Source organism: Variovorax sp. YR216 (genome assembly GCF_900107745.1).
Lineage (GTDB): Bacteria > Pseudomonadota > Gammaproteobacteria > Burkholderiales > Burkholderiaceae_C > Variovorax.
Map to the genome: position 1 here is coordinate 29,261 of NZ_FNRO01000003.1, position 24,648 is coordinate 53,908.

The following is a 24,648-nucleotide window of genomic DNA, read 5'->3' on the forward strand; positions in this document are numbered from 1 at the left end:
CCTGTCACCCCAATCGCAGCAGCAGCGCCGAGACGCCGCACACCAGCAGGAACGGAATGCTGATGCGATGGAACTCGCGCAGCCCGTTCGGCAGTTTCGCGAGCCGCAGCGCGATCAGGTTCGCGAGCGAGCCCAGCACGCAGCCGAATCCGCCGACACTCACGCCGGCCGCGAGCGCGGGCAGGTCGTGCACGAAGCCGTCGAGCAGGATGGTCGCCGGCACATTGCTGATCACTTGCGACGCCACGATGGCTGCGAGGTACGCCCGCCAGCCGTCGCGGATCGGCAGATCCGCGAACAGCGCGGTCACCGCGGGCAGCTCCGCGAGTTGCCGCAGGTCGATGAACATCAGCGCGATGATCAGCAGCAGCGTCCAGTCCACGCCGAGCAGCACGCGCGGGCGCAGCAGCAGGAAGGCGCCGAACACCAGGGCGAGCCCGGCCAGCATCCAGTGCCGGTCGAGCGCGATCACGAAGGCGACGAACAGCATGCCCGACAGCGCCAGCAGGCGCGGCTCCACCGACACCTCGTCACCCGAGGGCTTGAGCAGGATCGGCGCGCGCGGCACCAGGAAGCGGATCGCGGCGAAGAGCCAGAACAGCATGACCGCGACGGTCGGCGCCATCATCGCCATGAAGCCGATGAAGCTGTCGCCCGAGCGGTGCCAGAGAAACAGGTTCTGAGGATTGCCGATCGGCGTGAGCGCCGAGCCCGCATTGACCGCGAGCGCCTGCAGCACCACGAGTCGTCCGAGTGGCAGATGGGCCTGTTCCGCCAGCACGCGGGTGAGCGGCACCAGCAGGAAGAGGCTCACGTCGTTGGTGACCAGTGCCGACAACAGTGCCGCGCTCGCGGTCAGCAGGTAGACGAGATGGCGCAGCTCGGTGGTGCGTGAAAGCAGCTGCGTCGCGAGCTTCTGCAACATGCCGCTGCGCTCGACCCCTTGCGTGATCGCGAGCAGGCCGGCGAGCGCGCCGATGGTCTGCCAGTCGACAAGCCGGACGTAGTCGATGGGCCCGCGCGGCCTCACGACGGCGAATACGACCGCCGCCGCGAGCAGTACCCACAGCAGGCCGTTGCCGCCGCCCTCCTTGTGGGCGCCGGCTTCGCGGTCAGCGAATTTCGCGTTCACGCAATTCGCGCTTGAGCACCTTGCCGATCGCGCTGCGCGGAAGCTCGTCGATGATGTTCAGCCGCGCGAGCCGCTGCGTCTTGCCCAGCTGCGCGTTGGTCCATTGCAGCAGCGTGTCGGCGTCGGTGGCATCGCCTTCGCGGCGGACCACGAAGGCCACCGGCGTTTCGCCCCATTGCTCGGACGAAACGCCGACCACCGCGACGTCGGCGACTGCCGGATGGCCGCGCACCACGGTTTCGAGATCGCTCGGGTAGATGTTGAACCCGCCGCTGATGATCATGTCCTTCTTGCGATCGAACAGCGTGAGGAAGCCGTCCGCATCGAAGCGGCCGACGTCCCCGGTGCGGATGAAGCGCTTGCCTGTGGCGTCGAACCACTCGACCTCGCGCGTCTTCGCCGGCTGGCGGTGGTAGCCCACCATCATGCCGGCCGAGTGCCCGACCACCTCGCCGGCCTCGCCGACGGGGACTTCGCGGCCCGATTCGTCGACCAGGCGGATGTCGCTGCCTTCGGCGGGCTGGCCCACCGTGTGCAGCTTGTCCGGATGCAGGTGCGCTTCGAGGATGCAGGTGCCGCCGCCTTCGGTCATGCCGTAGAACTCGATCAGACCGCCCGGCCAGCGCGCGAGCACATCGGCCTTGAGTGCCGCGCTGAACGGCGCACTGGTGCTGAACTTGAAGCGAAAGCTCGAGAGGTCGTGCGTGTCGAAATCGGGCCGCGCCATCAGCCGTTGGTATTGCACCGGCACCAGCATCGTGTGCGTGACACGCAGGCGTTCGGCGAGCTTCAGGTAGCCAGCGGCGTCGAACTTGGGCATCAGCACCACGCAGCCGCCGAAGGCGATGGTCGGGAAGAACACCACCAGCGTGGTGTTCGAATAGAGCGGGGTCGACAGCAGGGTGACCGTCTCCGGCCCGTATTCGTACTTCGCGCCGCGCCGCACGTGCGCCCAGCGCATGCCGTGGCCCTGCACGATGCCCTTGGGCTCGCCGGTGGTGCCGGACGAATAGATGATGTTGAAGGGCCAGGCCGGCTGCGGTGTCACGGGCGCGGGCGTGCTGCCGGCGGGTGCGAGCCATGCGTCGAAGTCGCCGCCTGCCTTGGAGCCATCGATCGCGATGCGAGGGACCGACGGCGCTGCCGCGGTTCCGATGGTCACGGCCGCCGCCTCATCGACGAAGAGAGTGCGCGCGCCGGCATCCTCGATCATCCGCGCGAGGCTCGCCGGCGTGGAGCCCGGCGCGAGCGGCGCCACTGCGATGCCGGCGCGCAGCGCGCCGAGGAAGATGGCCGCGTAGTTCACGCTCGATGCCGCGCAGATGGCGATCGCGTCGCCCGCCTGGAGGCCGTCGCGCTGGAGGCTGGCTGCGATGCGATCCATCAGTGCATCGAGCGCGCCGTAGCGCAACGAGCGCTGCGCATCTGCGAGCGCGGGGCGGTCCGGCGATTGCCTGGCGTGGAGATGAACGAGTTCGGCGATCACGCCGAAGTCGCGCCCGATGGCTGTCTCGAAATCGTTCATTGTTCTTCTGCCTGGAAAGCGCGCCCGCATCCTGGGCGAGGGGGCGCTAGACGCCCGCGGCGTGCGCTTGCTGGTCGGCGTGGTAGCTCGAGCGCACCATCGCGCCGACCGCGGCGTGGCTGAAGCCCATCTTGTAGGCCTCTTCCTCGAACATCTTGAATGTGTCGGGGTGCACGTAGCGGCGCACCGGCAGGTGGCTGTTGCTCGGCGCGAGGTACTGGCCGATGGTCAGCATGTCGATGTCGTGCGCGCGCATGTCGCGCATGACCTGCAGGATCTCTTCGTCGGTCTCGCCGAGGCCGACCATGATGCCGCTCTTGGTCGGCACGTTCGGGTGCAGCGCCTTGAACTTCTTCAGCAGGCTGAGGCTGAACTGGTAGTCGCTGCCCGGGCGCGCTTCCTTGTAGAGGCGCGGCGCGGTTTCCAGGTTGTGGTTCATCACGTCCGGCGGCGCAGCCTTGAGGATCCCGAGCGCGCGGTCGTCGCGGCCGCGGAAGTCGGGCACGAGGATCTCGATCTGCGTCTGCGGCGACAGCTCGCGGATGTTGCGGATGCAGTCGACGAAGTGCTGGCTGCCGCCGTCGCGCAGGTCGTCGCGGTCGACGCTGGTGATCACCACGTACTTGAGGCGCAGCTTCGCGATCGTCTTCGCGAGGTTGAGCGGCTCGTCCTTGTCGAGCGGATCGGGCCGGCCGTGGCCCACGTCGCAGAACGGGCAGCGGCGCGTGCACTTGTCGCCCATGATCATGAAGGTCGCGGTGCCCTTGCCGAAGCATTCGCCGATATTCGGGCACGACGCCTCTTCGCAGACGGTGTGCAGGTTGCTTTCGCGCAGGATCTGCTTGATCTCGTAGAAGCGGGTGGTGGGCGAGCCGGCCTTGACGCGGATCCACTCGGGCTTCTTGAGCACCTCGCCCTGGACCACCTTGACGGGGATCCGGGAGAGCTTGGCGGCGGCCTTCTGCTTGGCGGAAGGGTTGTAGTCGGCGGCGCTTTGGGCCTCTCGGACGACGGTGGGTTCAACGTGCGGGGTGCTCATGAGTTCTCTCTGGCGGGCTCAAGGTGCGAGGTAGACGTTGAGCTTGCTGCCCAGCACCTGCGCCGCTTCGTCCCAGGTTGTTCGAACGCCGATTGTAAAAAGATCGACGGTTTTCAGCCCTGAATAGCCGCAAGGGTTGATGCGGGTGAAGGGTTCGAGGTCCATCGCCACGTTGAGGGCGACGCCGTGGTAAGTGCAGTGCCGGCTCACCTTGATGCCCAGGGCGGCGATCTTCCCGAGGCCGCGAAACGGGTCGTCCGGGTGTGCGGGGCCGGTGAGCGCGGCATGCGAGAACGGGTCGTCGAGCCGCACATAAATGCCGGGGGCGCCACTTACGCGGTGGCCGGTCACGCCGAAGTGGGCGAGGGTGCGGATCACCGATTCCTCGATGCGGTAGACGTATTCCTTGACGTAGTAGCCGGCGCGGCGCAGGTCGATCAGCGGGTAGGCGACCACCTGGCCGGGGCCGTGGTAGGTCACCTGCCCGCCGCGGTTGGTCTGCACGACCGGGATCTCGCCGGGGTTCAGCACGTGGTCGGCCTTGCCCGCCAGCCCTTGCGTGTAGACCGGCGGGTGCTCGCAGATCCAGAGCTGGTCGGGCGAATCCTCCGAACGCTCCTGCGTCGCCTTCTGCATCGCCGCATAGGTGCCGGCGTAGTCGACGCGGCCGAGCAGCGAGACCTGCAGGGCGCTCACCGAGTCACCTCCGGAGCGGCCGGGCGGGGGCTCAGAGCACCACCTTGACCATCGGGTGGCTGGAGAGCGCGCGATACAGGTCGTCGAGCTGCTCGCGGCTGGTCGCGGTGACGGTGATCGTCACGCCGAGGTAGTTGCCGGCCTTGCTGGGGCGCAGCTCCACGGTGCTCGCGTCGAAGGTCGGGTCGAAGCGCTCGGCGACCTGCGTGACGGCATGCACGAAGCCGTCGACCTTGGCGCCCATGACCTTGATCGGGAACTTCGAGGGGTACTCGATCAGCGAGTCCTTGCGTGGGTCCACCGGGGTGTCGGGCGTTGCGCCGTTGGGCGGGGTGGTAGGGGTGCTCATGCTGTGACTCCGTTGTCCTGGGTGCTGCTTACCTTGGCCTCTTCCTTGGCGTGCTGATAGGCGGCAAAAAGGGTCTGGTAGATGCGGCCGGGGCGGCCGTCGCCGATCGTGCGGCCATCGAGCGTCACGACCGGCAGGATCTCCTTGCTGGCCGACGACAGCAGCAGTTCGTCGGCGTCGAAGACCTCGTCGCGGGCGACTCGGCGCAGCGCGAAGGGGATGCCGGCTTCGGCGCAGAGACGCTCGATCAATCCGTAGCGAATGCCGGCGAGCACCAGCTCGTCCTTCGGCGGCCCGATGACCGTGCCCTGCTTGACGACCCACACATTGCTCGACGACGCCTCGCTGAGCCAGTCGCCGCGGAACATGATGGTTTCTGCCGCGCCGGCCTCGACGCTGATCTGTCGCGCGAGCACCGCGCCCAGCAGGCTGGTGCTCTTGATGTGCGCCTTCTGCCAGCGGAAATCGTGCGCGCTGACGCACGCAACGCCCTTGGCGCGCACCGCGTCGGGGACTGGCTTCATGGGGTTCACCATGACGAACACGGTCGGCGTGAGCCCTTGCGGCATGGCGTGATCGCGTGGCGCGACACCGCGCGTCACCTGGATGTAGAGGCCTTGCGTACCCGCGCGCGCGTCTGCGGGCGAGGCGTCGATCAGCCGCGTGGCGATGCCCCGCCATTGCGCGGCGGTCATCGGATTCCTGATCTGCAGTTCAGCCAGCGAGCGTTCAAGCCGCGCCATGTGCTCTTCGAAGCAGAAGAGATGACCTTCATAGATCGGCACGACTTCGTAGACGCCGTCGCCGAAGATGAAGCCGCGATCGAGCACGCTCACCTTCGCGTCGCGAAGCGGCGTGTAGGCGCCATCGAGGTAACAGAGTGAATCGGGGAGAGCGTCGACGATCGGGTGCATGGGGAATTATGGTGGGGACGGACGGACGCATTCCAAGTCGCCCAATGCCGATTCGACATCCGATGCAAGGACCAAATCCCCGCATGTGTCGCCAACTTGGCCGAAGCGCGTGGCTTTCTACCTATAATCAATGGCTTTGTAGAAATTCTGGGTCGTCATCCGGGCTTCATTCGACATGAAAACAATCGCCCGCGATGTCTCGAAGGGAATCCATGAGGACACTCCCGACCCGGACGAGGATTTCAAGCCGCTGACCGCCGAGGAGGCGCAGCGGCTTCGCGACAGGAAGCCGTTGATCTCGCCGTGGCGCGTGATCGCGATTCAGGTCGTGGCGGGACTCCTGGTGGCCTTGGCTACCTGGGGGCTCACTGGGAGGCAAAATCTGGGATGGTCCGCCGGATACGGCGCGCTCGCGGTGGTTCTTCCCGCGGCGGTGTTCGCACGGGGGCTGACCGGCAGGTTTGCTTCGCTGAATCCGGGTACTGCGGTATTCGGATTCTTTTTGTGGGAAATGGTCAAGTTGGCCTTGTCGATGGCGATGCTGATCGCCGCGCCGAGGCTGGTAGTGGCGCTGAGCTGGCCGGCAATGCTGATCGGTTTGGTGGTGACAATGAAGGCGGCTTGGGTGGCTGTAATGCTGGCTCCCAAGCGCCCGAAACTTTGAGACGAGTAACGGATGGCTGCTGAAAACGCTGCGGAACATGGTCAAACCGCTGGTGAATACATCGTTCACCATTTGACCCATCTTCAGAGCTCCAAGCCTGGAGGTGTGGCTGATCTCTCCGTTTTCAATCTCGATTCGATCTTTTTCTCGATCGCGCTCGGCGTCATCACCTGCTGGTTCCTGTGGGCGGCGGCTCGCAAGGCCACCTCGGGCGTGCCCGGCCGCTTTCAGGCCGCGGTCGAGTTCCTGCTCGAAATGGTCGACCAGCAGGCCAAGGGCATCGTCCACAACGCGCAAAGCCGCAAGTTCGTCGGGCCTCTCGCGCTGACGATCTTCGTGTGGATCCTGCTGCTCAATGCGATGGACCTGCTGCCGGTCGACCTGCTGCCCTGGATCTGGGGCCAGGGCTACGGCGCTGCCGGCGGTGATCCGCATCACGCCTACCTGCGGGTCGTGCCGACCGCCGATCTGTCGGTGTCCATGGCGTTCTCGGTCACGGTGCTGCTGATCTGCATCTACTACAACATCAAGATCAAGGGCCTGGGCGGCTGGGTCCACGAGCTGTTCACCGCGCCGTTCGGCAACCACTGGGCGCTGTATCCCTTCAACTTCGCCATGCAGATGGTCGAGTTCATCGCCAAGACCGTCTCGCACGGCATGCGGTTGTTCGGCAACATGTACGCCGGCGAACTGATCTTCCTGCTCATCGCGCTGATGGGTGGTGCGTGGACCCTCTCGGCCACCGGCATCCTCCTGGCGCTCGGCCACATCGTCGCGGGCACTGCGTGGGCCATCTTCCACATCCTGATCATCACGCTGCAAGCGTTCGTGTTCATGATGCTGACGCTCGTCTACGTGGGTCAGGCACACGATCACCACTGATCGTCCGGTTTCAGTTTCGTTTTTCTTTTCTCTTCAACCAAAGTCCTCTAGGAGTCATCATGGAAGTTATTAGCTTTGTCGCTCTGGCCGCTGGCCTGATCATCGGTCTGGGTGCTGTTGGCGCTTGTATCGGTATCGGCATCATGGGTAGCAAGTACCTCGAGTCCGCCGCGCGTCAACCCGAGCTGATGGGCGAACTGCAAACCAAGATGTTCCTGCTGGCTGGTCTGATCGACGCCGCGTTCATTATCGGTACCGGTATCGCGCTGTGGTTCGCAACCGCCAACCCGTTCCTCTCGCAAATCGCCAACCTGCCGAAGTAATCGGTTCCAGGCTTTCTCGTCGAACCGATGTCGTTCCTCGCTGAATGGCGTTGGATTCATTCCCAAAGAGAGGGTGAAAAGTGAGCATTACCGGTACCCTGATCATCCAGATGATCGTGTTCCTGATCCTGGTCGGGTTCACGATGAAGTTTGTGTGGCCGCCGATTGCCAAGGCGCTGGACGATCGTGCCCAGAAGATCGCCGAAGGTCTGGCCGCAGCCGACAAGGCCAAGTCCGAGCTGAGCGCCGCCAACAAGCGCGTCGAGGCTGAACTCGGCCAGGCTCGCAACGAGTCCGCCCAGCGTCTTGCAGATGCCGAACGTCGTGCGCAGGCCATCGTTGAAGAGGCCAAGGCCCGCGCTACGGAAGAAGGCAACAAGATCATTGCGGCCGCCCGCGTCGAAGCCGATCAGCAGGCCATGAAGGCGCGCGAAGTCCTGCGTGAGCAGGTCGCTGCGCTGGCCGTCAAGGGCGCCGAGCAGATCCTGCGCAAGGAAGTGAATCCGGCCGTCCACGCCGATTTGCTGGCCCGCCTGCAGACGGAACTCTGATCAAGCCATGGCAGAACTCGCCACCATTGCACGTCCCTACGCCGAAGCGCTGTTCAAGGCCTCCGCGTCGGATCTGAGCGGCGCGGCAGCTTGGCTCGAAAAGGTTGCGGCCATTGGCGCCAACCCCGAGCTCCAGCAGTTCGCGGACAACCCGAAGGTCACGACCGAACAGGTCATCGGCGTCGTCGCTGGCGCTTTCGGCGCGCCCCTGCCGCCTGCCGCGAACAACTTCCTGATGGCGCTGCTCGAGAACGGGCGCTTCACTGCGCTGGCGGAAATCGCGAAGCAGTTCCGGACCCTGGCGAACGCACAGAGCGGTTCGTCCGATGCCGTGGTGTACAGCGCCTTCCCCATCGATGCGACCGCGTTGGGCAGCGTCGCTGCCACGCTCGAAAAGCGCTTCGGCCGCAAGCTGCAAGTCACGGTTCAGCAGGACCCATCGCTGATCGGCGGCATCCGCGTGGTGGTCGGCGACGAAGTGCTCGACACCTCCGTCAAAGCGCGTCTTGAACAAATGAAAGTTGCGCTGGTGGCCTGAGGCCGCCAGCCCCCTTAACGAAAGAAGGAAAGAGTCATGCAACTCAATCCCGCAGAAATTTCCGAACTGATCAAGAGCCGCATCGAGGGTCTCGGCGTCAGCGCGAACATCCGCAACGAAGGCACCGTGGTGTCGGTGACCGACGGTATCGTGCGTGTGCATGGCCTGTCGGACGCGATGCAGGGCGAAATGCTCGAGTTCCCTCCCACGGCCGACGGCACGCCGTCGTTCGGCCTTGCGCTGAACCTGGAGCGCGACTCCGTCGGCGCCGTGATCTTGGGCGAGTACGAGCACATCTCCGAAGGCGACACCGTCAAGTGCACGGGCCGCATTCTGGAAGTGCCGGTCGGCCCCGAGCTGATCGGCCGCGTGGTGAATGCACTGGGCCAGCCGATCGACGGCAAGGGTCCGGTCAACGCCAAGATGACGGACGTGATCGAGAAGGTTGCACCGGGCGTGATCGCACGCCAGTCGGTCGACCAGCCGATGCAGACCGGCCTGAAGTCCATCGACTCGATGGTGCCGATCGGCCGTGGCCAGCGCGAGCTGATCATCGGCGACCGCCAGACCGGCAAGACCGCCGTGGCGATCGACGCGATCATCAACCAGAAGGGTCAGAACATGACCTGCGTCTACGTCGCGATCGGCCAGAAGGCTTCGTCGATCAAGAACGTAGTGCGCTCGCTGGAACAAGCCGGCGCGATGGAATACACCATCGTCGTCGCCGCCTCGGCGTCCGAATCGGCTGCCATGCAGTACGTGTCGGCCTACTCGGGCTGCACGATGGGCGAGTACTTCCGCGATCGCGGCCAGGACGCGCTGATCATTTATGACGACCTGTCCAAGCAGGCCGTGGCCTACCGTCAGGTCTCGCTGCTGCTGCGCCGTCCGCCGGGCCGCGAAGCCTATCCTGGCGACGTGTTCTATCTCCACAGCCGTCTGCTCGAGCGCGCCGCTCGCGTGAACGCCGACTACGTCGAACACTTCACCAAGGGTGAAGTCAAGGGCAAGACCGGCTCGCTGACCGCGCTGCCGATCATCGAAACGCAAGCCGGCGACGTGTCCGCCTTCGTTCCGACCAACGTGATCTCGATCACCGACGGCCAGATCTTCCTGGAAACCAACCTGTTCAACGCCGGTATCCGCCCCGCCATCAACGCCGGTATCTCGGTGTCGCGCGTGGGTTCGTCGGCGCAGACCAAGGTCATCAAGGGCCAGTCGGGCGGTATCCGTACCGACCTGGCGCAGTACCGTGAACTGGCTGCGTTCGCGCAGTTCGCTTCCGACCTCGACGAAGCGACCCGCAAGCAGCTCGACCGCGGCGCCCGCGTGACCGAACTGCTGAAGCAGACCCAGTACAGCCCGCTGCCCATCTCGCTGATGGGTGCGTCGCTGTTCGCGGTGAACAAGGGCTTCATGGACGATCTCGACGTCAAGCAGGTTCTGCCGTTCGAGCACGGTCTACATCAGTTCCTGAAGGCGAGCCATGGCGCGCTGCTCGACAAGATCGAGCAATCCAGGGCCCTCGACAAGGACGCCGAAGCCGAGCTGACTGCAGCCGTCACCGCGTTCAAGAAGTCGTTCGCCTGATCGACCGAGCAAGGAGCCCCAATGGCAGCTGGTAAGGAAATCCGCGGCAAGATCAAATCGGTGGAGAACACCAAGAAGATCACCAAGGCCATGGAAATGGTGGCCGCGTCGAAGATGCGCAAGGCGCAGGATCGCATGCGTGCCGCCCGCCCCTACAGCGAGAAGATCCGCAGCATCGCGGCCAACCTCGGCCAGGCGAACCCGGAGTACACCCACGCGTTCATGAAGACGCACGACGCGAAGGCGGCGAGCTTCATCGTCGTCACGACCGACAAGGGTCTGTGCGGCGGCATGAACACCAACGTGCTGCGTGCCGTGACGGCCAAGATGCGCGAGCTGCAGACGGCCGGTACGGCCATCGAGGCGGTGGCGATCGGCAACAAGGGCCTGGGTTTCCTGAACCGCGTCGGCGCTCGCGTCGTGTCGCATGTCACCCAGCTGGGTGACACGCCGCACCTCGACAAGCTGATCGGTCCGGTCAAGGTGGCGCTCGACGCCTACGCCGAGGGCAAGCTCGGCGCGGTCTATCTCTGCTACACCAAGTTCATCAACACGATGCGCCAGGAGTCGGTGGTCGAGCAGCTGCTGCCGCTGCCCGCCGAGTCGCTGAAGCCCGAGCAGGGCCAGCATTCGTGGGACTACATCTACGAGCCCGACGCGCAGAGCGTGATCGACGAACTGCTGGTGCGCTACGTCGAATCGCTGGTGTACCAGGCCGTCGCAGAAAACATGGCTTCCGAACAGTCGGCGCGCATGGTGGCCATGAAGGCGGCCACCGACAACGCCGGCAACGTGATCAACGAACTCAAGCTGGTCTACAACAAGACCCGCCAGGCAGGCATCACGAAGGAGCTGTCCGAGATCGTCTCGGGCGCTGCGGCCGCGGCTGGCGTTTAAGCCAGCCAGGTGTCGGACGTCAACCAGATTTAAATTTTTATCGGAGCAGATGATGGCTCAAGAAAACGCAGTTCAAGGCAAGATCGTTCAATGTATTGGCGCCGTGGTCGACGTGGAGTTCCCACGTGACAAGATGCCGAAGATCTATGACGCCCTGAAGTACGAAGGCGGCGGCCTGACCCTCGAAGTGCAGCAGCAGCTGGGCGACGGCATCGTCCGCACCATTGCGCTCGGTTCGTCGGACGGTTTGCGCCGCGGCATCACCGTGGTCAACACCGGTGCACCGATCACGGTGCCGGTCGGCAAGGCGACGCTGGGCCGCATCATGGACGTGCTGGGCAACCCCATCGACGAGCGCGGTCCGGTCGACCAGGAGCTCACCGCTTCGATCCACCGCAAGGCGCCCGTCTACGACGAACTCTCGCCCTCGCAGGACCTGCTCGAAACCGGCATCAAGGTGATCGACCTGGTCTGCCCGTTCGCCAAGGGCGGCAAGGTGGGCCTGTTCGGTGGCGCCGGCGTGGGCAAGACCGTGAACATGATGGAGCTCATCAACAACATCGCCAAGGCGCACTCGGGTCTGTCGGTGTTCGCCGGCGTGGGTGAACGCACCCGCGAAGGCAACGACTTCTATCACGAGATGGCCGATTCCGGCGTCGTGAACCTCGAGAACCTCGGCGAGTCGAAGGTGTCGATGGTCTACGGCCAGATGAACGAGCCGCCGGGCAACCGTCTGCGCGTGGCGCTGACCGGCCTGACGATCGCCGAGTCGTTCCGCGACGAAGGCCGTGACGTGCTGTTCTTCGTGGACAACATCTATCGCTTCACGCTGGCCGGGACCGAGGTGTCGGCACTGCTGGGCCGTATGCCTTCCGCCGTGGGCTACCAGCCGACGCTGGCCGAGGAAATGGGCCGCCTGCAGGAGCGCATCACGTCGACCAAGGTCGGTTCGATCACGTCGATCCAGGCCGTGTACGTGCCGGCGGATGACTTGACCGACCCGTCGCCTGCCACGACCTTCGCCCACTTGGACTCGACCGTGGTGCTGTCGCGCGATATCGCCTCGCTCGGCATCTATCCGGCCATCGACCCGCTGGACTCGACCTCGCGTCAGCTCGACCCGAAGGTCGTCGGCGACGAGCACTACGACGTGGCTCGCGCCGTGCAAGGCACGCTGCAGCGCTACAAGGAACTGCGCGACATCATCGCGATTCTGGGCATGGACGAACTCGCGCCGGAAGACAAGCTGGCCGTGGCCCGCGCCCGGAAGATCCAGCGTTTCCTGTCGCAGCCCTTCCACGTGGCCGAAGTGTTCACGGGCTCGCCGGGCAAGTACGTGCCGCTGTCCGAAACGATCCGCGGCTTCAAGATGATCGTGAACGGCGAATGCGACCACCTGCCGGAACAGGCGTTCTACATGGTGGGCGGCATCGACGAAGCGTTCGAGAAGGCCAAGAAGGTCGCTTAAGGAATCACCATGGCAGGCACCATTCACGTGGACGTGGTCAGCGCCGAGGAGTCCATCTTCTCGGGCGAGGCCAAGTTCGTCGCGCTCCCCGGCGAAGCCGGCGAGCTCGGCATCTACCCGCGCCACACGCCGCTGATCACGCGCATCCGTCCCGGCGCGGTGCGCATCGAGACGGCCGACGGCGGCGAGGAATTCGTCTTCGTGGCCGGTGGCATCCTGGAAGTGCAGCCGACCACGGTGACTGTTCTGTCCGACACCGCGATCCGCGGCAAGGACCTGGACGACGAAAAGGCCGGCGCCGCCAAGGCCCGCGCCGAAGAGGCGCTGAAGAATGCCAAGAGCGACATCGACATCGCCCTGGCCCAGTCCGAGCTCACCGTGATGGCCGCGCAGATCGCTGCGTTGCGGAAATATCGGGATAAAAAGTAGCCCCCAGCCTCGCCCACTTCGTGTGGCTCGGGCACCCCCTTCCGGGGGCAACACCAGCGGCCCGGCGGAGCCGGTTCCGCGGTGTTTCTGGAACAAAAAGGCCGCCTTCGGGCGGCTTTTTCATTTGCGTCGTTGCGCGTGAGCTTCTTCGGCCCAAATTTGGCTGAAGTTAAGTCTTGTTCGGCTGAAGACCTCCTCCTAGTATTCGCCTTCGTCCGGCCGCCCCCCTTGGGCCGTGGGCGGGACAAAGAACAGACGGAGACAACGCGTGACCCCCTGGAGTCGCCTGACCGCTGACGAGATGCAACTGCTCGAGGCCACGTTCTGGTCCGCGGGCAACTCGCGCCATGGGATGGCCGAACTGCTGGGCTTCTCCAAGAGCAAGGCCAATGCACTGATCGCAGGCCTGGTCGAGCAGGGTCTTCTTTCCGAAGCTGGCCTGCAGCGCTCGACCGGCGGGCGCCGCCCCGAGAGCCTCCAACTCCATGCGGGACTGGGTGTGCTGGTCGGCGTTGACATCGGCGCGACCAGCCTCGACGTTGCGGTCCTCGCGCCTGACCTGACCGTGCTCGAGCACCACGCGGAGCCGGCCGACGTGCGCGAAGGCCCCGGCGTCGTGCTCGCGCGCGTTCGCGGGCTCATCAGGGAATTGCTTGCGCGCGCGGGGTTCGGCGCCCGGCACGTGCTTGGCATCGGCATTGGCGTCCCGGGTCCGGTCAACTTCGAGATCGGCCAGCTCGTGAACCCGCCGCTGATGCCCGCGTGGGACAGCTTCTCGATCCGCGACTACTTGCGCGAGGACTATGCGGCCCCGGTCTTCGTCGACAACGACGTCAACCTGATGGCGTTGGGCGAGCTGTGGCGGCTCAAGCGTTCTCTCCCCAACTTCCTCGTCATCAAGGTCGGCACCGGCATCGGCTGCGGCATCGTCTGCCATGGCGAGGTGTACCGCGGCGCCGCCGGATCGGCCGGCGACGTGGGTCACATCTGCGTCGACCAGGAAGGGCCGCGCTGCCACTGCGGCAACCTCGGCTGCGTCGAGGCCATGGCGGCCGGCCCGGCCATCACCCGCATGGCGGTGCAGGCCGCCGAAGCCGGCGAAAGCGCCGCGCTCGCCGAATGCCTGCGCACACAGGGCCGCATCGAGGCCATCGATGTCGGTCAGGCGAGCCGCGCGGGCGATGCAGCGGCGAACGCCATCGTCCAGCGCGCCGGCAACCTGATCGGCCAGATGCTGGCGTCCATCGTCAACTTCTTCAATCCGTCGCATGTCTTCATCGGCGGCGGCATCACGCGCATCGGGCCGCTGTTTCTCGCGGCGGTGCGGCAGAGCGTGTACCAGCGATCGCTGGCGCTTTCGACGCGGCATCTCGAGATCCAGTACACGCCCCTCGAAGGGCAGGCCGGCCTGATCGGCGCGGGCGTGCTCGCGATGCAGGAAACCCTCAAGGTGCGGGGCGTGGCGCCGTGACGAGCATCGCCGCTGCGATCGACGCACCCCGGCAGAAGGCCGCCGTCGCCGTCGAGTTCGACCAGGTGGTGAAGGCCTTCGGTCCGGTGCAGGTGCTGCACGGCGTGAGCTTCTCGCTCGAGCCCGGCCGCGTGTACGGGCTGCTCGGCGAAAACGGCGCGGGCAAATCGACGCTGATGAAGATCCTCGCTGGCTACGAGTCGCTCACGGGCGGCAGCTTGCGTGTGAACGGCCAGGCGCAGCAGTTCGCCAGCTCGCGGGATGCGGAGGCGCTGGGCATCGTGCTGATCCACCAGGAGTTCAACCTCGCGGAAGACCTCGGCATTGCGCAGAACATCTTCCTCGGCCATGAAAAGAAGAAAGGCTGGCTGCTCGACGACGCCGCGATGGCGCGCGATGCCGCTGCCGCGCTCGCCGAAGTGGGACTCCACATCGACCCGGCCACCAAGGTGCGCCGCCTGATCGTCGCCGAGAAGCAGCTCGTGGAGATCGCAAAGGCGCTCTCGCGCCACGCGCGACTGCTGATCATGGATGAGCCCACTGCCACCCTGACCCCCGGCGAAACCGAGCGTCTCTTCAAACTCATTGCCCAACTGCGCGCGGATGGCGTGACGGTGGTCTACATCTCGCACAAGCTCGACGAAGTCGAGCGCGTCACCGATGAGGTGATCGTGATGCGCGACGGCCGCTTCGTCGCGCGCGCACGCACGGCCGACGTTACGCGCCAGCAGATGGCGAACCTGATGGTGGGCCGCGAACTGGCCGACCTCTATCCGCCGCGCGATGTCGTGGCCACGGACGCGGCGCCGGCGATGCGCGTCAGCCACTTCACCGTCCCCGGCTGGGCGGAGGACGCGAGCTTCGAAGTGCGGCCGGGCGAGATCCTCGGCTTCGCCGGCCTCGTCGGTGCAGGGCGCACCGAGCTGTTCGAAGGCCTGCTCGGGCTGCGGCCTGCGAGCGGCCGGGTCGAGATTCACGGGCAGTCCGTTCGACTGCGAAACCCGCGCGAAGCGGCGAAGCACGGCCTCACCTATCTCAGCGAGGACCGCAAGGGCAAGGGCCTTCACGTCAACTTCGGCTTGCGCCAGAACCTCACGCTGATGGCGCTCGAGCGCTACGCCACGCCGTGGCTGCACCCCGACGCGGAGCGCAGCGCGCTGGCGGCTGCGGTGAAGGACTACGGCATTCGCACCGGTGACCTCGATGCACGCGCCTCGTCGCTCTCGGGAGGCAATCAGCAGAAGCTCGCACTCGCCAAGGTGCTTCAGCCGCAGCCGAAGATCGTGGTGCTGGACGAGCCGACGCGCGGCGTCGACGTCGGCGCCAAGCGCGACATCTATTTCCTGATCCAGCGTCTGGCACGCGAGGGGCTCGCGGTGATCGTGGTCTCGTCCGAGCTCATGGAGCTGATCGGCTTGTGCCATCGCGTCGCGGTGATGCGCGCCGGCCGGCTGGTGACCACGCTCGATGCGAGCCAATTGACTGAAGAGGAGCTCATCGCTCATGCCACCGGAACCGCCACCGAGCACTGAGGCGCAAGTCCAGCATCGCGCCCAGGCCAAGCCGCGCTGGACCGAACGCCTGCACGGCTTCGGGCCGGTGATCGGCCTCGTGCTGCTGTGCATCGCCGGCACCTTGCTCAACAGCGACTTCGCGACGCTCGACAACGCGATGAACGTGCTCACGCGCACCGCCTTCATCGGAATCATCGCGGTGGGCATGTGCTTCGTGATCATCTCGGGCGGCATCGACCTGTCGGTGGGATCGATGGCGGCGCTGATCGCGGGCTGCGTGATCATGTTCATCAACGCCATGGGCCCGGTGGTCGGATCGCCGGTCCTGGCCGTGGTGCTGGGCGCACTGCTCGCCGTGGTGCTCGGCGCGGTGTTCGGGCTCGCGCACGGGCTGCTCATCACCAAGGGGCGCATCGAACCCTTCATCGTCACGCTCGGCACGCTCGGCATCTTTCGCGCCTACCTGACCTACTTCGCCAACGGCGGCGCGCTCACGCTCGACAACGACCTGTCGGACGTCTACGCGCCGGTGTACTACGCCAGCCTGCTCGGCGTGCCGATCCCCGTGTGGGTCTTTCTCGTCGTCGCGGTCATCGGCGGGCTGATCCTCAACCGCACGGCCTATGGCCGCTACGTGCAGGCCATCGGGTCCAACGAACAGGTGGCGCGCTACGCGGCGGTTGGCGTCGACGGCGTGAAGGTGCTGACCTACGTGTTCCTCGGCGTGTGCGTCGGCATCGCGACGCTGCTCTACGTGCCGCGGCTGGGCTCGGCGTCGCCGACCACCGGCCTCTTGTGGGAGCTCGAGGCGATCGCCGCGGTGATCGTCGGCGGCACCGCGCTCAAGGGCGGATCCGGCAGCGTGGTCGGCACCGTGATCGGCGCGATCCTGCTCTCGGTCATCAGCAACATCCTCAACCTCACCAGCATCATCAGCGTCTACCTCAACGCGGCGGTGCAGGGCTTCGTGATCATCGTCGTCGCGTTCCTCCAGCGGGGCCGCCGATGACGGCGCGCCGGTTTTCCGTCCGTTCCGTTTCATCAACCAAGGAGACAAGCAGCATGAAGACTTCCATTTCCCGTCGCATGGTTTTGAGCGCGGTCGCCGCGGCGAGCTTCGCCGCGATCCCGGTCCTCGCGGCCGCGGAGCCGGTGCACCTGGGCGTGTCAATCCCGGCCGCGACGCACAGCTTCATGGGCGGCATCAACTACTGGGCCAACCAGGCGAAGAAGGACCTGGAGAAAGAGCACAAGGACCTGAAGATCACGATCAAGACAGCCGCGAACGCGCCCGAGCAGGCGAACCAGCTGCAGGACCTCTCGACCGTGAGCAAGATCAACGCGCTGGTGATCTTCCCGTTCGAATCGGCCGCGCTCACCAAGCCGGTCGCGCAGGTCAAGGCCAAGGGCACCTACGTGACGGTGGTCGACCGGGGCCTGACCGACACCAGCGCGCAGGATGCCTACGTCGCGGGCGACAACACCGCCTTCGGCAAGATCCCCGCCGAGTACATCGCGAAGAAGCTCGGCGGCAAGGGCAATGTCGTCGCGCTGCGCGGCATCCCGACCACGCTCGACAACGAGCGCATGGACGCCTTCAACAGCGTGCTCAAGAACTATCCCGACATCAAGCTCCTGGATGCGAAATACGCCAACTGGAACCGCGACGACGCCTTCAAGGTCACGCAGGACTACCTGACGCGCTTCAAGGATATCGACGCGATCTGGGCCGCCGACGACGACATGGCGGTGGGTGTGCTCAAGGCCATCGAGCAGGCCAAGCGCAATGACATCAAGGTGATCTTCGGCGGCGCGGGCGCCAAGGGCATGGTCAAGACCATCATCGACGGCAAGGACAAGCGCATCGATGCGGACGTGAGCTATTCGCCGAAGTTCATCTACGACGCGATCAAGCTCACCGCCGAAGCGCGCCTGAAGGGCGAGAAGCTGCCGGCGACGACGATCATTCCGTCGGTCCTGATCACGAAGGACAACGCGAAGGACTTCTATCACCCTGATTCGCCCTTCTGAGCGTCTCGATGACTGCAACACGTAGATTGCGCTACGCCATGGTCGGCGGCGGGCGCGATGCCTTCATCGGCGCGGTGCACCGCAACGCGATCGCGCTCGACGGGCAGGCCGAGCTGGTGGCCGGGGCGCTGTCGTCCAGTCCGGAGAAGGCGAAGGCGTCAGGGCGCGATCTGTTCCTCGCGGACGATCGCAACCATGGCGACTGGCGCGGCCTGCTGGATGACGAGCTGAAGCGGCCCGCGCACGAGCGCATCGACTTCGTCTCGATCGTCACGCCGAACCACATGCACTTCCCGGTCGCGCAGGCCTTCGTCGAAGCAGGCTTCCACGTGGTCTGCGACAAGCCGCTGGTGCACACGCGCGAGCAGGCCGATGCGCTCGTGGAGGCGGTTGCGCGCAAGGGCACGGTCTTCGGCGTGACCTACAACTACACCGGCTATCCGATGGTGCGGCAGGCGCGCGAGATGGTGCGCTCGGGCGCGCTCGGCGAGATTCGCAAGATCGTCGTCGAGTACAACCAGGGCTGGCTCGCGACGCGGCTGGAGGGCGAGGGCAACAAGCAGGCCGCGTGGCGCAGCGATCCGGCGCAAAGCGGCGCGGCCGGCGCCATCGGCGACATCGGCTCGCACGCGGAGAACCTCGTGGCGACCGTGACCGGGCTGGAGATCGAAAGCCTTTGCGCCGATCTGAGTTCCTTCGTGCCCGGCCGGCCGCTCGATGACGACGGCAGCCTCCTGCTGCGGTTTCGCGGGGGTGCGCGCGGCGTGCTGATCGCGTCGCAGATCAACACCGGGCTCGAGAACGACCTGCGCCTGCGCATCTCGGGCGCGCAGGGCACGCTCGAATGGCGGCAGGAGCGGCCGAGCGAGCTCACGCACCTGCCGCACGACGGTCCGAAGCGCACCCTCACGCGCGGCGCCCCCTGGCTCTGCGAATCGGCGCGGCGCGCGAGCCGGCTGCCGAGCGGGCATCCGGAAGGCTTCATCGAGGCCTTTGCCAACATCTACGGCGGCGTGATCGCGGACATCCGTGCGAAGCTGTCCGGCGTGGCGGCCGATCCGCTCGCGGCCGACTATCCGCGTGTGGAAGCCGGCGCACGCGGCGTACGTTTCATCGAACGCACGGTGGCCTCGGCGAAAAGCGAGGCCAAGTGGACCGCCTGGTAGGTACCGGCCGGGCGTCGGCCTGAACCGACACCAGGTCGCGCCCCGTGCGCGGCGCACGGATCGGCGGCTCGGGCCTACGATGTGCTCCGCACCATGGCCGAACCAGCGAACGCCCCTGCGCCTCACGACCTCGTCGTCGCACGCCCCGAAGGGCTCTATTGCCCGCCCGGCGATTTCTACATCGACCCTTGGCGGCCGGTCGACCGCGCGGTCATCACGCATGCGCATTCGGACCATGCGCGCGTTGGCCATGGGCACTACCTTGCGCATCACGACAGCGCCGGTACGCTGCGCGTGCGGCTCGGCGACATCACGCTGCAGACGCTCGCCTACGGCGACGCGATCGAGCACAACGGCGTGCGGATCTCGCTGCATCCCGCCGGCCATGTGCTGGGTTCGGCGCAGGTGCGCATCGAGCACGGCGGCCGCGTGTGGGTCGCCTCGGGCGACTACAAGACCGAGGCCGACGGCACCTGCGCGCCCTTCGAGCCGGTGCCCTGCGATACCTTCATCACCGAGTCGACCTTCGGCCTGCCGATCTACCGCTGGCCTGCGCAACCGGTGCTGTTCGAGGAAATCAACGCATGGTGGCGGGCGAATGCGGCGCAGGGCAGGGCGTCGGTCCTGCTCTGCTACGCCTTCGGCAAGGCGCAGCGCATCCTGCATGGCGTGGATGCGCACATCGGGCCGATCATCGTCCACGGCGCGGTCGAGCCGCTGAACCAGATCTACCGCGCGGCGGGCGTCGCGCTGCCGCCCACGCTGCGGGTCACCGATCCTGGCGTCGACGCGGCGACGATCCAGCGCGCGCTCGTGCTGGCACCGCCCTCGGCGCAAGGTACACCGTGGATGCGGCGCTTCGGAAACTATTCGGATGCGTTCGCGAGCGGATGGATGCAGCTTCGCGGCACGCGGCGGCGGCGTGGGGTCGACCGAGGCTTCGTGATGTCCGATCACGCCGACTGGCCCGGCCTGCAGGAGGCGATCGCGAGCACAGGCGCGCAGCGCATCCTTGTGACGCATGGCAGCGTGGCGGTGATGGTGCGATGGCTCGCCGAGTCGGGATTGGATGCGCAGTCGTTCAAGACGGAATACGGCGACGAGGATGCGGTCGAAGGCGCCGCAGAAGGCGCTGCGGAGTCATGAAGCAGTTCGCCGCGCTCTATCGCGAGCTCGATGCCACGACTTCCAGCCTGGCCAAGCAGTCCGCCTTGCAGCATTACCTCCAGACCGTCGAGCCGCGCGACGCGGCATGGGCCGTCTACTTCCTGGCCGGGGGAAAGCCGCGCCAGCTCGTGCCGAACAAGCTGCTGAGGCTGCTCGCGCAGGAATCGGCCGGCCTGCCCGAATGGCTTTTCGACGAGAGCTACGAGGCGGTGGGCGATCTGGCCGAGACCATCTCGCTGCTGCTTCCGCCGCCGACCGATGCGCACGACCTGGGCCTCGCGGACTGGGTCGAGCAGCACCTGCTGCCGCTTCGCCGCACGCTCCCGGATGCGCTGGCCGACAAGCTGCGCTGGCAATGGCAGCGGCTGGCGGTGGAAGAACGGCTGGTCTATTTCAAGCTGATCACCGGCGGGTTCCGCGTCGGCGTCTCGCGCCTGCAAGTCACGCAGGCGCTGGCGGCGGTCGGCGGGCTCGACCCCAAGCGCGTCGCGCAGCGGCTCATGGGTTACACGCACATCGGCGGAAAGCCGGGCGCCGGCGACTACACCGCCCTCATCGCGCCCGAGAACACCGGCGAACTCGATCAGCAGACCAGCGGCCAGCCGTATCCCTTCTTTCTCGCGCATCCGTTTAACCTGCCACTGGCGGAGTTCGACGCGACGCTCGGGCCGCCCTCGGACTGGATCGTCGAGTGGAAGTGGGATGGCATCCGCGCGCAGCTCGTCAAGCGCGCGGGACGGGTGTCGCTCTGGTCGCGCGGAGAAGAACTGGTGACCGACCGCTTCCCCGAACTCGCCGCGATGGGCGAGACGCTGCCCGACGGCACCGTCATCGATGGCGAGATCGTCGTTTGGCAGGGCGACCGCGTGCAGCCCTTCGCGGACCTGCAGAAGCGCATCGGCCGCAAGACGCTCGGCGCGAAGCTGCTGCGCGACATTCCGGTGGTGCTGCTGGCCTACGACCTGCTCGAGCGCGAGGGCCGCGACACGCGCCAACTGCCGCAGCACGAACGCCGGGCGTTGCTCGACGCCCTGATCGTCGACGCGCAGCATCCGTCGCTCATTGCCAGCCCGATGCTTCACGGCGAGGACTGGAGCGACCTTGCGAGGCAGCGCGATGCGGCGCGATCGATGGGCGTCGAGGGCTTGATGCTCAAGCAGCGCAATGCGCACTACGGCGTGGGCCGCACCAAGGATGTCGGCGTGTGGTGGAAGTGGAAGATCGATCCGCTCTCCATCGATGCGGTGCTCGTCTACGCCCAGCGCGGCCACGGCCGGCGCGCGAGTCTCTACACCGACTACACCTTCGCGGTGTGGGATGCACCGCCCGAGGTGCCCGACCGCAAGCTCGTTCCCTTCGCCAAGGCCTACTCGGGCCTGACCGACGCGGAGATCGCGCGCGTGGATGCCGTGATCCGCAGGACCACCGTCGAGAGCTTCGGCCCGGTGCGCAGCGTGACGCCCACGCTGGTCTTCGAGCTCGGCTTCGAAGGCATCGCGCGCAGCACCCGGCACAAGAGCGGCATTGCAGTGCGCTTCCCGCGCATGCTGCGATGGCGCGCGGACAAGCCGGTCGAAGAGGCCGACACGCTGCAGACGCTGTCGGCGCTTCTGCCGGCCTGAAGGCGGCCTCGCGGACAATCGGGCCCATGGACGCATCCGGAAATCCACGCATCGACCTTCGCGAACACGCCGTCTTCATGCTCACCCAGGCCGCTCCGATGTCCGGAATGACCATCGAAGAGGCCGAGCTCGTCGTGGATGCGATGCGGCCGGTCCATGTGCTGGCCGACACCCTCCTGTTCGAGGAGGGCGACAGCGAGGACACCGACTACATGGCACTGGTGCTCGAAGGCCAGGTGCGCGCCGAGACCCGCACCGGCATGCCCGGCGAGGAAGTGGTGATCTCGATCATCGGACCCGGCAGCCTGATCGGGGAGATGGGAGTCATCGACGGCGAGCCTCGCTCTGCAAGCTGCACCGCGCTGACCGACATCAAGCTGGGCGTGCTCTCGCGCGAGGCGCTCATGAAGTTGCTGGAGGAGCACCCGGCCGCGGCCTCGCGTCTCGTGCTCGCGCTGTCGAAGGGGCTCGCCGAGCGCCTGCGCGAAAGCAACCGCCGCCTTCGCATGCTGTCGCAGGTCACGCGCGCCCTGCAGGCCGAGCTGGACGCGGTGCACTCGGTCAACCGCAGGCTGCTGCACGCGAGCGAATCCTGAGCGTCCGGCGCCGAGTCAGAGGATCACCGGCGCGTCCGGAAGCTCGTTGCGGTCGGCCTCGCCCTCGGCGAGCGGAAAGTGCTCGACCAGCGCGGCGGACACCTCCTCGAGCGCCTGCGTGAGCCCGTCTTCGAAGCGCCCTTCACGGAACGCGGCGCCCATGCGCCGGGCCATCGCCGCCCACGCCGCGTCGTCCACATGCAAGTCGATGCCGCGATCGGCCACGATCTCGATCGCGTGCTCGGCCAGCAGCAGGTAGATCAGCACGCCGTTGTTGTGTGCGGTGTCCCAGATGCGCAGCTTGCTGAACATCATGATCGCGCGCTCGCGCGCGGTCGCATCGCGCCACAGGTAGGACATCGGCAGGCCGGCCTCGACGCAGATGCGGATCTCGCCGGTATGCCGCCGTTCGCTCGCGCCGACGCGCTTTTCCAGTCGTTCGAGCATGTCGGGCGGCAGCGCCCGGCGCACGTCGGTATCGTCGACCCAGCGATGGCGCCAGATACGCGCGAGGCGTGAAGTCAGTGATGCCATGTCACCAGTCTCCCGAGGCGCCACCGCCGCCAAAATCGCCGCCGCCGCCCGAGCTGAAGCCACCGCCGCCAGAGGAGCCGCCACCGCCGCGTCCCGCGCCCCAGCCGCCGCCGAGTCCACCGCCCAGACCGCCGCCGCGCCCCATCGGGCCGGCGCCGAACGCCATCGACAGCAGCGTGAACAGCAGGGCCGCGAGCCCCGCCAGCACCGCGATCACGATGCTCGACGTGAGCATCATCACGACGAAGCCGGCGACGCCGCCCACCGCCAGCGAGCCCAGGGTCTTGCCGAGGATGCGGCGCGCGATCGGCCCGCCGACCATGACGACGATGAAGAAGAACACCGCGAGGTCCTGCCAGTTGAATCCGCCGCCGCCGCGGCCCTCGCCGCCGAAGTCGCCGCCGCGCGCGTCGACTTCCGGCAGCGCCTCGCCCTTGACGCGCGCGATGAGCTGGTCGGCCGCTGCATCGAGCCCGCCCGCGAAATCGTTCTGGCGGAAGCGCGGCTTCATCGCCTCGTCGATGATGTGCGCCGCCGCGAGGTCGGGCACCGCGCCTTCGAGCGTCTTGGCGACCTCGATGCGCATCTTGCGGTCGTTCTTGGCGACGATCACGAGGATGCCGTCGCCGACATCGCGCCGCCCGATCTTCCAGGTGTTGCCGACGCGGTTGGCGTAGCTCGCGATGTCCTCGGGCGCGGTGGTCGGCACCATCAGCATCACGATCTGCGAGCCCTTCTGCTGTTCGAAGGCGGCCAGCTTGGCGTCGAGCGCGGCGCGCTGAGTGGGGGTGAGCGTGCCGGTCTGGTCGATGACCCGCGCATCGAGCTGGGGCACCGGCAGCAGGCCCTGCGCAAGCGCATGCCCGCCCAGCAGCGCCGCCGCGAGCAGCAGCAGCGCCGTCAGTGCTTGGCGGATGCGGACCATTGACATGGCATGCCGCTCCGGCCTACTTCTTCGGCGCGCTGAAGTCGACCGTTGGCGGCGTCGAGATCTGCGCTTCGTTCTGCACCGAGAAGTTGGGCTTGGGGTCGTAGTTGAAGATCTTGGCGGTCAGGTTGGTCGGGAAGCTGCGCGCGAGCACGTTGTATTCCTGGACCGTCTGGATGTAGCGGTTGCGCGCCACGGTGATGCGGTTCTCGGTGCCTTCGAGCGTCACCCGCAGGTCGCGGAAGGCCTGGTTGGCCTTGAGGTTCGGGTATTGCTCCGACACCACCATCAGCCGCGACAGCGCGCTCGACAGCTCGCCCTGCGCCTGCTGGAACTTGTTGAACGCCTCGGGGTTGTTGAGCGTCTCGGGCGTCACCTGGATCGAGGTGGCCTTGGCGCGCGCCTCGATCACCTTGGTGAGCGTCTCCTGCTCGAAGTTGGCTTCGCCCTTGACCGTGGCCACGATGTTGGGCACCAGGTCCGCGCGCCGCTGGTACTGGTTGAGCACCTCGCTCCAGGCCGATTTGCTCGCCTCGTCGAGCCGCTGGAAGTCGTTGTAGCCGCAACCCGAGAGGGCGAGTGCGGCGAGGATGATCAATAGCCAGCGTTTCATCATCGCGAG

General features: G+C 66.4%; 26 protein-coding genes. 17 read left to right on the top strand and 9 right to left on the bottom strand.

Translation table 11 applies throughout. The features are described 5' to 3' along the window. Window positions 1-4: 4 nt before the first annotated feature. From BLW05_RS09955 to BLW05_RS09980, 6 genes are read right to left on the bottom strand one after another with little or no spacing between them, the layout of a single operon-like run. Window positions 5-1,132 (bottom strand): SLC13 family permease, encoded by a 1,128-nt coding sequence (locus tag BLW05_RS09955; RefSeq protein ID WP_093162237.1) that lies wholly within the window; start codon window positions 1,130-1,132, stop codon window positions 5-7. Continuing rightward, window positions 1,113-2,657: a class I adenylate-forming enzyme family protein gene (locus BLW05_RS09960; protein WP_093162239.1), complete on the bottom strand. Its 1,545-nt coding sequence runs from the start codon at window positions 2,655-2,657 to the stop codon at window positions 1,113-1,115. The genes BLW05_RS09955 and BLW05_RS09960 overlap by 20 nt, the downstream gene beginning before the upstream one ends. A 46-nt stretch (window positions 2,658-2,703) precedes the next feature. Next, window positions 2,704-3,696, bottom strand: coding sequence for a lipoyl synthase (gene lipA / locus BLW05_RS09965; RefSeq protein ID WP_093162240.1), 993 nt, complete (start codon window positions 3,694-3,696; stop codon window positions 2,704-2,706). Between the two features lie 18 nt (window positions 3,697-3,714). Beyond that, a complete protein-coding gene (gene lipB, locus BLW05_RS09970; protein ID WP_177142642.1) occupies window positions 3,715-4,383 on the bottom strand; it encodes a lipoyl(octanoyl) transferase LipB in 669 nt (222 codons plus the stop codon). Window positions 4,384-4,423: 40 nt separating this feature from the next. Further along, window positions 4,424-4,741, bottom strand: a complete 318-nt coding sequence (locus tag BLW05_RS09975; protein WP_093162243.1) for a YbeD family protein — start codon at window positions 4,739-4,741, stop codon at window positions 4,424-4,426. After that, complete coding sequence (locus BLW05_RS09980) at window positions 4,738-5,655, bottom strand: D-amino acid aminotransferase (protein ID WP_093162245.1); 918 nt, start codon at window positions 5,653-5,655, stop codon at window positions 4,738-4,740. The genes BLW05_RS09975 and BLW05_RS09980 overlap by 4 nt, the downstream gene beginning before the upstream one ends. A 175-nt stretch (window positions 5,656-5,830) precedes the next feature. Between BLW05_RS09980 and BLW05_RS09985 the strand changes: the two genes are divergently transcribed. The 17 genes from BLW05_RS09985 (at window position 5,831) to BLW05_RS10065 (ending at window position 22,564) form a co-directional block, all read left to right on the top strand. Then, on the top strand, window positions 5,831-6,319 hold the full coding sequence (locus BLW05_RS09985) for an ATP synthase subunit I (RefSeq protein ID WP_093162246.1): 489 nt from the start codon (window positions 5,831-5,833) through the stop codon (window positions 6,317-6,319). A 12-nt stretch (window positions 6,320-6,331) separates the two neighbouring features. Then, window positions 6,332-7,201, top strand: coding sequence for a F0F1 ATP synthase subunit A (gene atpB / locus BLW05_RS09990; RefSeq protein ID WP_093162248.1), 870 nt, complete (start codon window positions 6,332-6,334; stop codon window positions 7,199-7,201). Window positions 7,202-7,260: 59 nt separating this feature from the next. After that, the gene (gene atpE / locus BLW05_RS09995) at window positions 7,261-7,524 is read left to right on the top strand and encodes a F0F1 ATP synthase subunit C (RefSeq protein WP_019657641.1); all 264 of its coding nucleotides are present in this window, start codon (window positions 7,261-7,263) and stop codon (window positions 7,522-7,524) included. Window positions 7,525-7,604: 80 nt separating this feature from the next. Continuing rightward, the gene (locus BLW05_RS10000) at window positions 7,605-8,075 is read left to right on the top strand and encodes a F0F1 ATP synthase subunit B (protein ID WP_093162249.1); all 471 of its coding nucleotides are present in this window, start codon (window positions 7,605-7,607) and stop codon (window positions 8,073-8,075) included. A 7-nt stretch (window positions 8,076-8,082) separates the two neighbouring features. Continuing rightward, complete coding sequence (locus BLW05_RS10005) at window positions 8,083-8,613, top strand: F0F1 ATP synthase subunit delta (protein ID WP_093162251.1); 531 nt, start codon at window positions 8,083-8,085, stop codon at window positions 8,611-8,613. A gap of 36 nt (window positions 8,614-8,649) precedes the next feature. Next, window positions 8,650-10,203, top strand: a complete 1,554-nt coding sequence (gene atpA / locus BLW05_RS10010; RefSeq protein WP_093162252.1) for a F0F1 ATP synthase subunit alpha — start codon at window positions 8,650-8,652, stop codon at window positions 10,201-10,203. Window positions 10,204-10,224: 21 nt separating this feature from the next. Beyond that, window positions 10,225-11,100, top strand: a complete 876-nt coding sequence (gene atpG, locus BLW05_RS10015) for a F0F1 ATP synthase subunit gamma (protein WP_093162254.1) — start codon at window positions 10,225-10,227, stop codon at window positions 11,098-11,100. A gap of 52 nt (window positions 11,101-11,152) precedes the next feature. Beyond that, window positions 11,153-12,568 (top strand): F0F1 ATP synthase subunit beta, encoded by a 1,416-nt coding sequence (gene atpD, locus BLW05_RS10020; protein ID WP_093163109.1) that lies wholly within the window; start codon window positions 11,153-11,155, stop codon window positions 12,566-12,568. Window positions 12,569-12,577: 9 nt separating this feature from the next. Beyond that, complete coding sequence (locus BLW05_RS10025; protein ID WP_093162255.1) at window positions 12,578-12,997, top strand: F0F1 ATP synthase subunit epsilon; 420 nt, start codon at window positions 12,578-12,580, stop codon at window positions 12,995-12,997. A 301-nt stretch (window positions 12,998-13,298) separates the two neighbouring features. After that, window positions 13,299-14,468, top strand: coding sequence for an ROK family protein (locus tag BLW05_RS10030; RefSeq protein WP_093162257.1), 1,170 nt, complete (start codon window positions 13,299-13,301; stop codon window positions 14,466-14,468). After that, the gene (locus tag BLW05_RS10035) at window positions 14,465-16,000 is read left to right on the top strand and encodes a sugar ABC transporter ATP-binding protein (protein WP_371126932.1); all 1,536 of its coding nucleotides are present in this window, start codon (window positions 14,465-14,467) and stop codon (window positions 15,998-16,000) included. Before BLW05_RS10030 ends, BLW05_RS10035 begins: the two co-directional genes overlap by 4 nt. Beyond that, the gene (locus tag BLW05_RS10040) at window positions 15,972-16,991 is read left to right on the top strand and encodes an ABC transporter permease (protein WP_093162259.1); all 1,020 of its coding nucleotides are present in this window, start codon (window positions 15,972-15,974) and stop codon (window positions 16,989-16,991) included. Before BLW05_RS10035 ends, BLW05_RS10040 begins: the two co-directional genes overlap by 29 nt. A gap of 53 nt (window positions 16,992-17,044) precedes the next feature. After that, entirely contained in the window at window positions 17,045-18,013 is a 969-nt protein-coding gene (locus BLW05_RS10045; RefSeq protein ID WP_093162260.1) for a substrate-binding domain-containing protein, read from the top strand. 8 nt (window positions 18,014-18,021) lie between these two features. Beyond that, window positions 18,022-19,179 carry a Gfo/Idh/MocA family protein gene (locus BLW05_RS10050; RefSeq protein WP_093162262.1) on the top strand — a complete coding sequence of 386 codons (1,158 nt, stop codon included), beginning with the start codon at window positions 18,022-18,024 and terminating at the stop codon, window positions 19,177-19,179. A 93-nt stretch (window positions 19,180-19,272) separates the two neighbouring features. Next, window positions 19,273-20,325, top strand: coding sequence for a ligase-associated DNA damage response exonuclease (locus tag BLW05_RS10055; protein WP_093162263.1), 1,053 nt, complete (start codon window positions 19,273-19,275; stop codon window positions 20,323-20,325). Beyond that, the gene (locus tag BLW05_RS10060) at window positions 20,322-21,968 is read left to right on the top strand and encodes an ATP-dependent DNA ligase (RefSeq protein ID WP_093162265.1); all 1,647 of its coding nucleotides are present in this window, start codon (window positions 20,322-20,324) and stop codon (window positions 21,966-21,968) included. Before BLW05_RS10055 ends, BLW05_RS10060 begins: the two co-directional genes overlap by 4 nt. A 26-nt stretch (window positions 21,969-21,994) precedes the next feature. Next, window positions 21,995-22,564, top strand: a complete 570-nt coding sequence (locus BLW05_RS10065) for a Crp/Fnr family transcriptional regulator (RefSeq protein WP_177142615.1) — start codon at window positions 21,995-21,997, stop codon at window positions 22,562-22,564. A gap of 15 nt (window positions 22,565-22,579) precedes the next feature. Here BLW05_RS10065 and BLW05_RS10070 read toward each other — a convergent pair whose 3' ends face one another. From BLW05_RS10070 to BLW05_RS10080, 3 genes are read right to left on the bottom strand one after another with little or no spacing between them, the layout of a single operon-like run. Beyond that, window positions 22,580-23,098, bottom strand: a complete 519-nt coding sequence (locus BLW05_RS10070) for a TPM domain-containing protein (protein ID WP_093162267.1) — start codon at window positions 23,096-23,098, stop codon at window positions 22,580-22,582. A 1-nt stretch (window position 23,099) separates the two neighbouring features. Beyond that, window positions 23,100-24,029 (bottom strand): TPM domain-containing protein, encoded by a 930-nt coding sequence (locus BLW05_RS10075; RefSeq protein ID WP_093162269.1) that lies wholly within the window; start codon window positions 24,027-24,029, stop codon window positions 23,100-23,102. A 16-nt stretch (window positions 24,030-24,045) separates the two neighbouring features. Then, window positions 24,046-24,642, bottom strand: coding sequence for a LemA family protein (locus BLW05_RS10080; RefSeq protein WP_371126933.1), 597 nt, complete (start codon window positions 24,640-24,642; stop codon window positions 24,046-24,048). Window positions 24,643-24,648 lie beyond the last annotated feature (6 nt).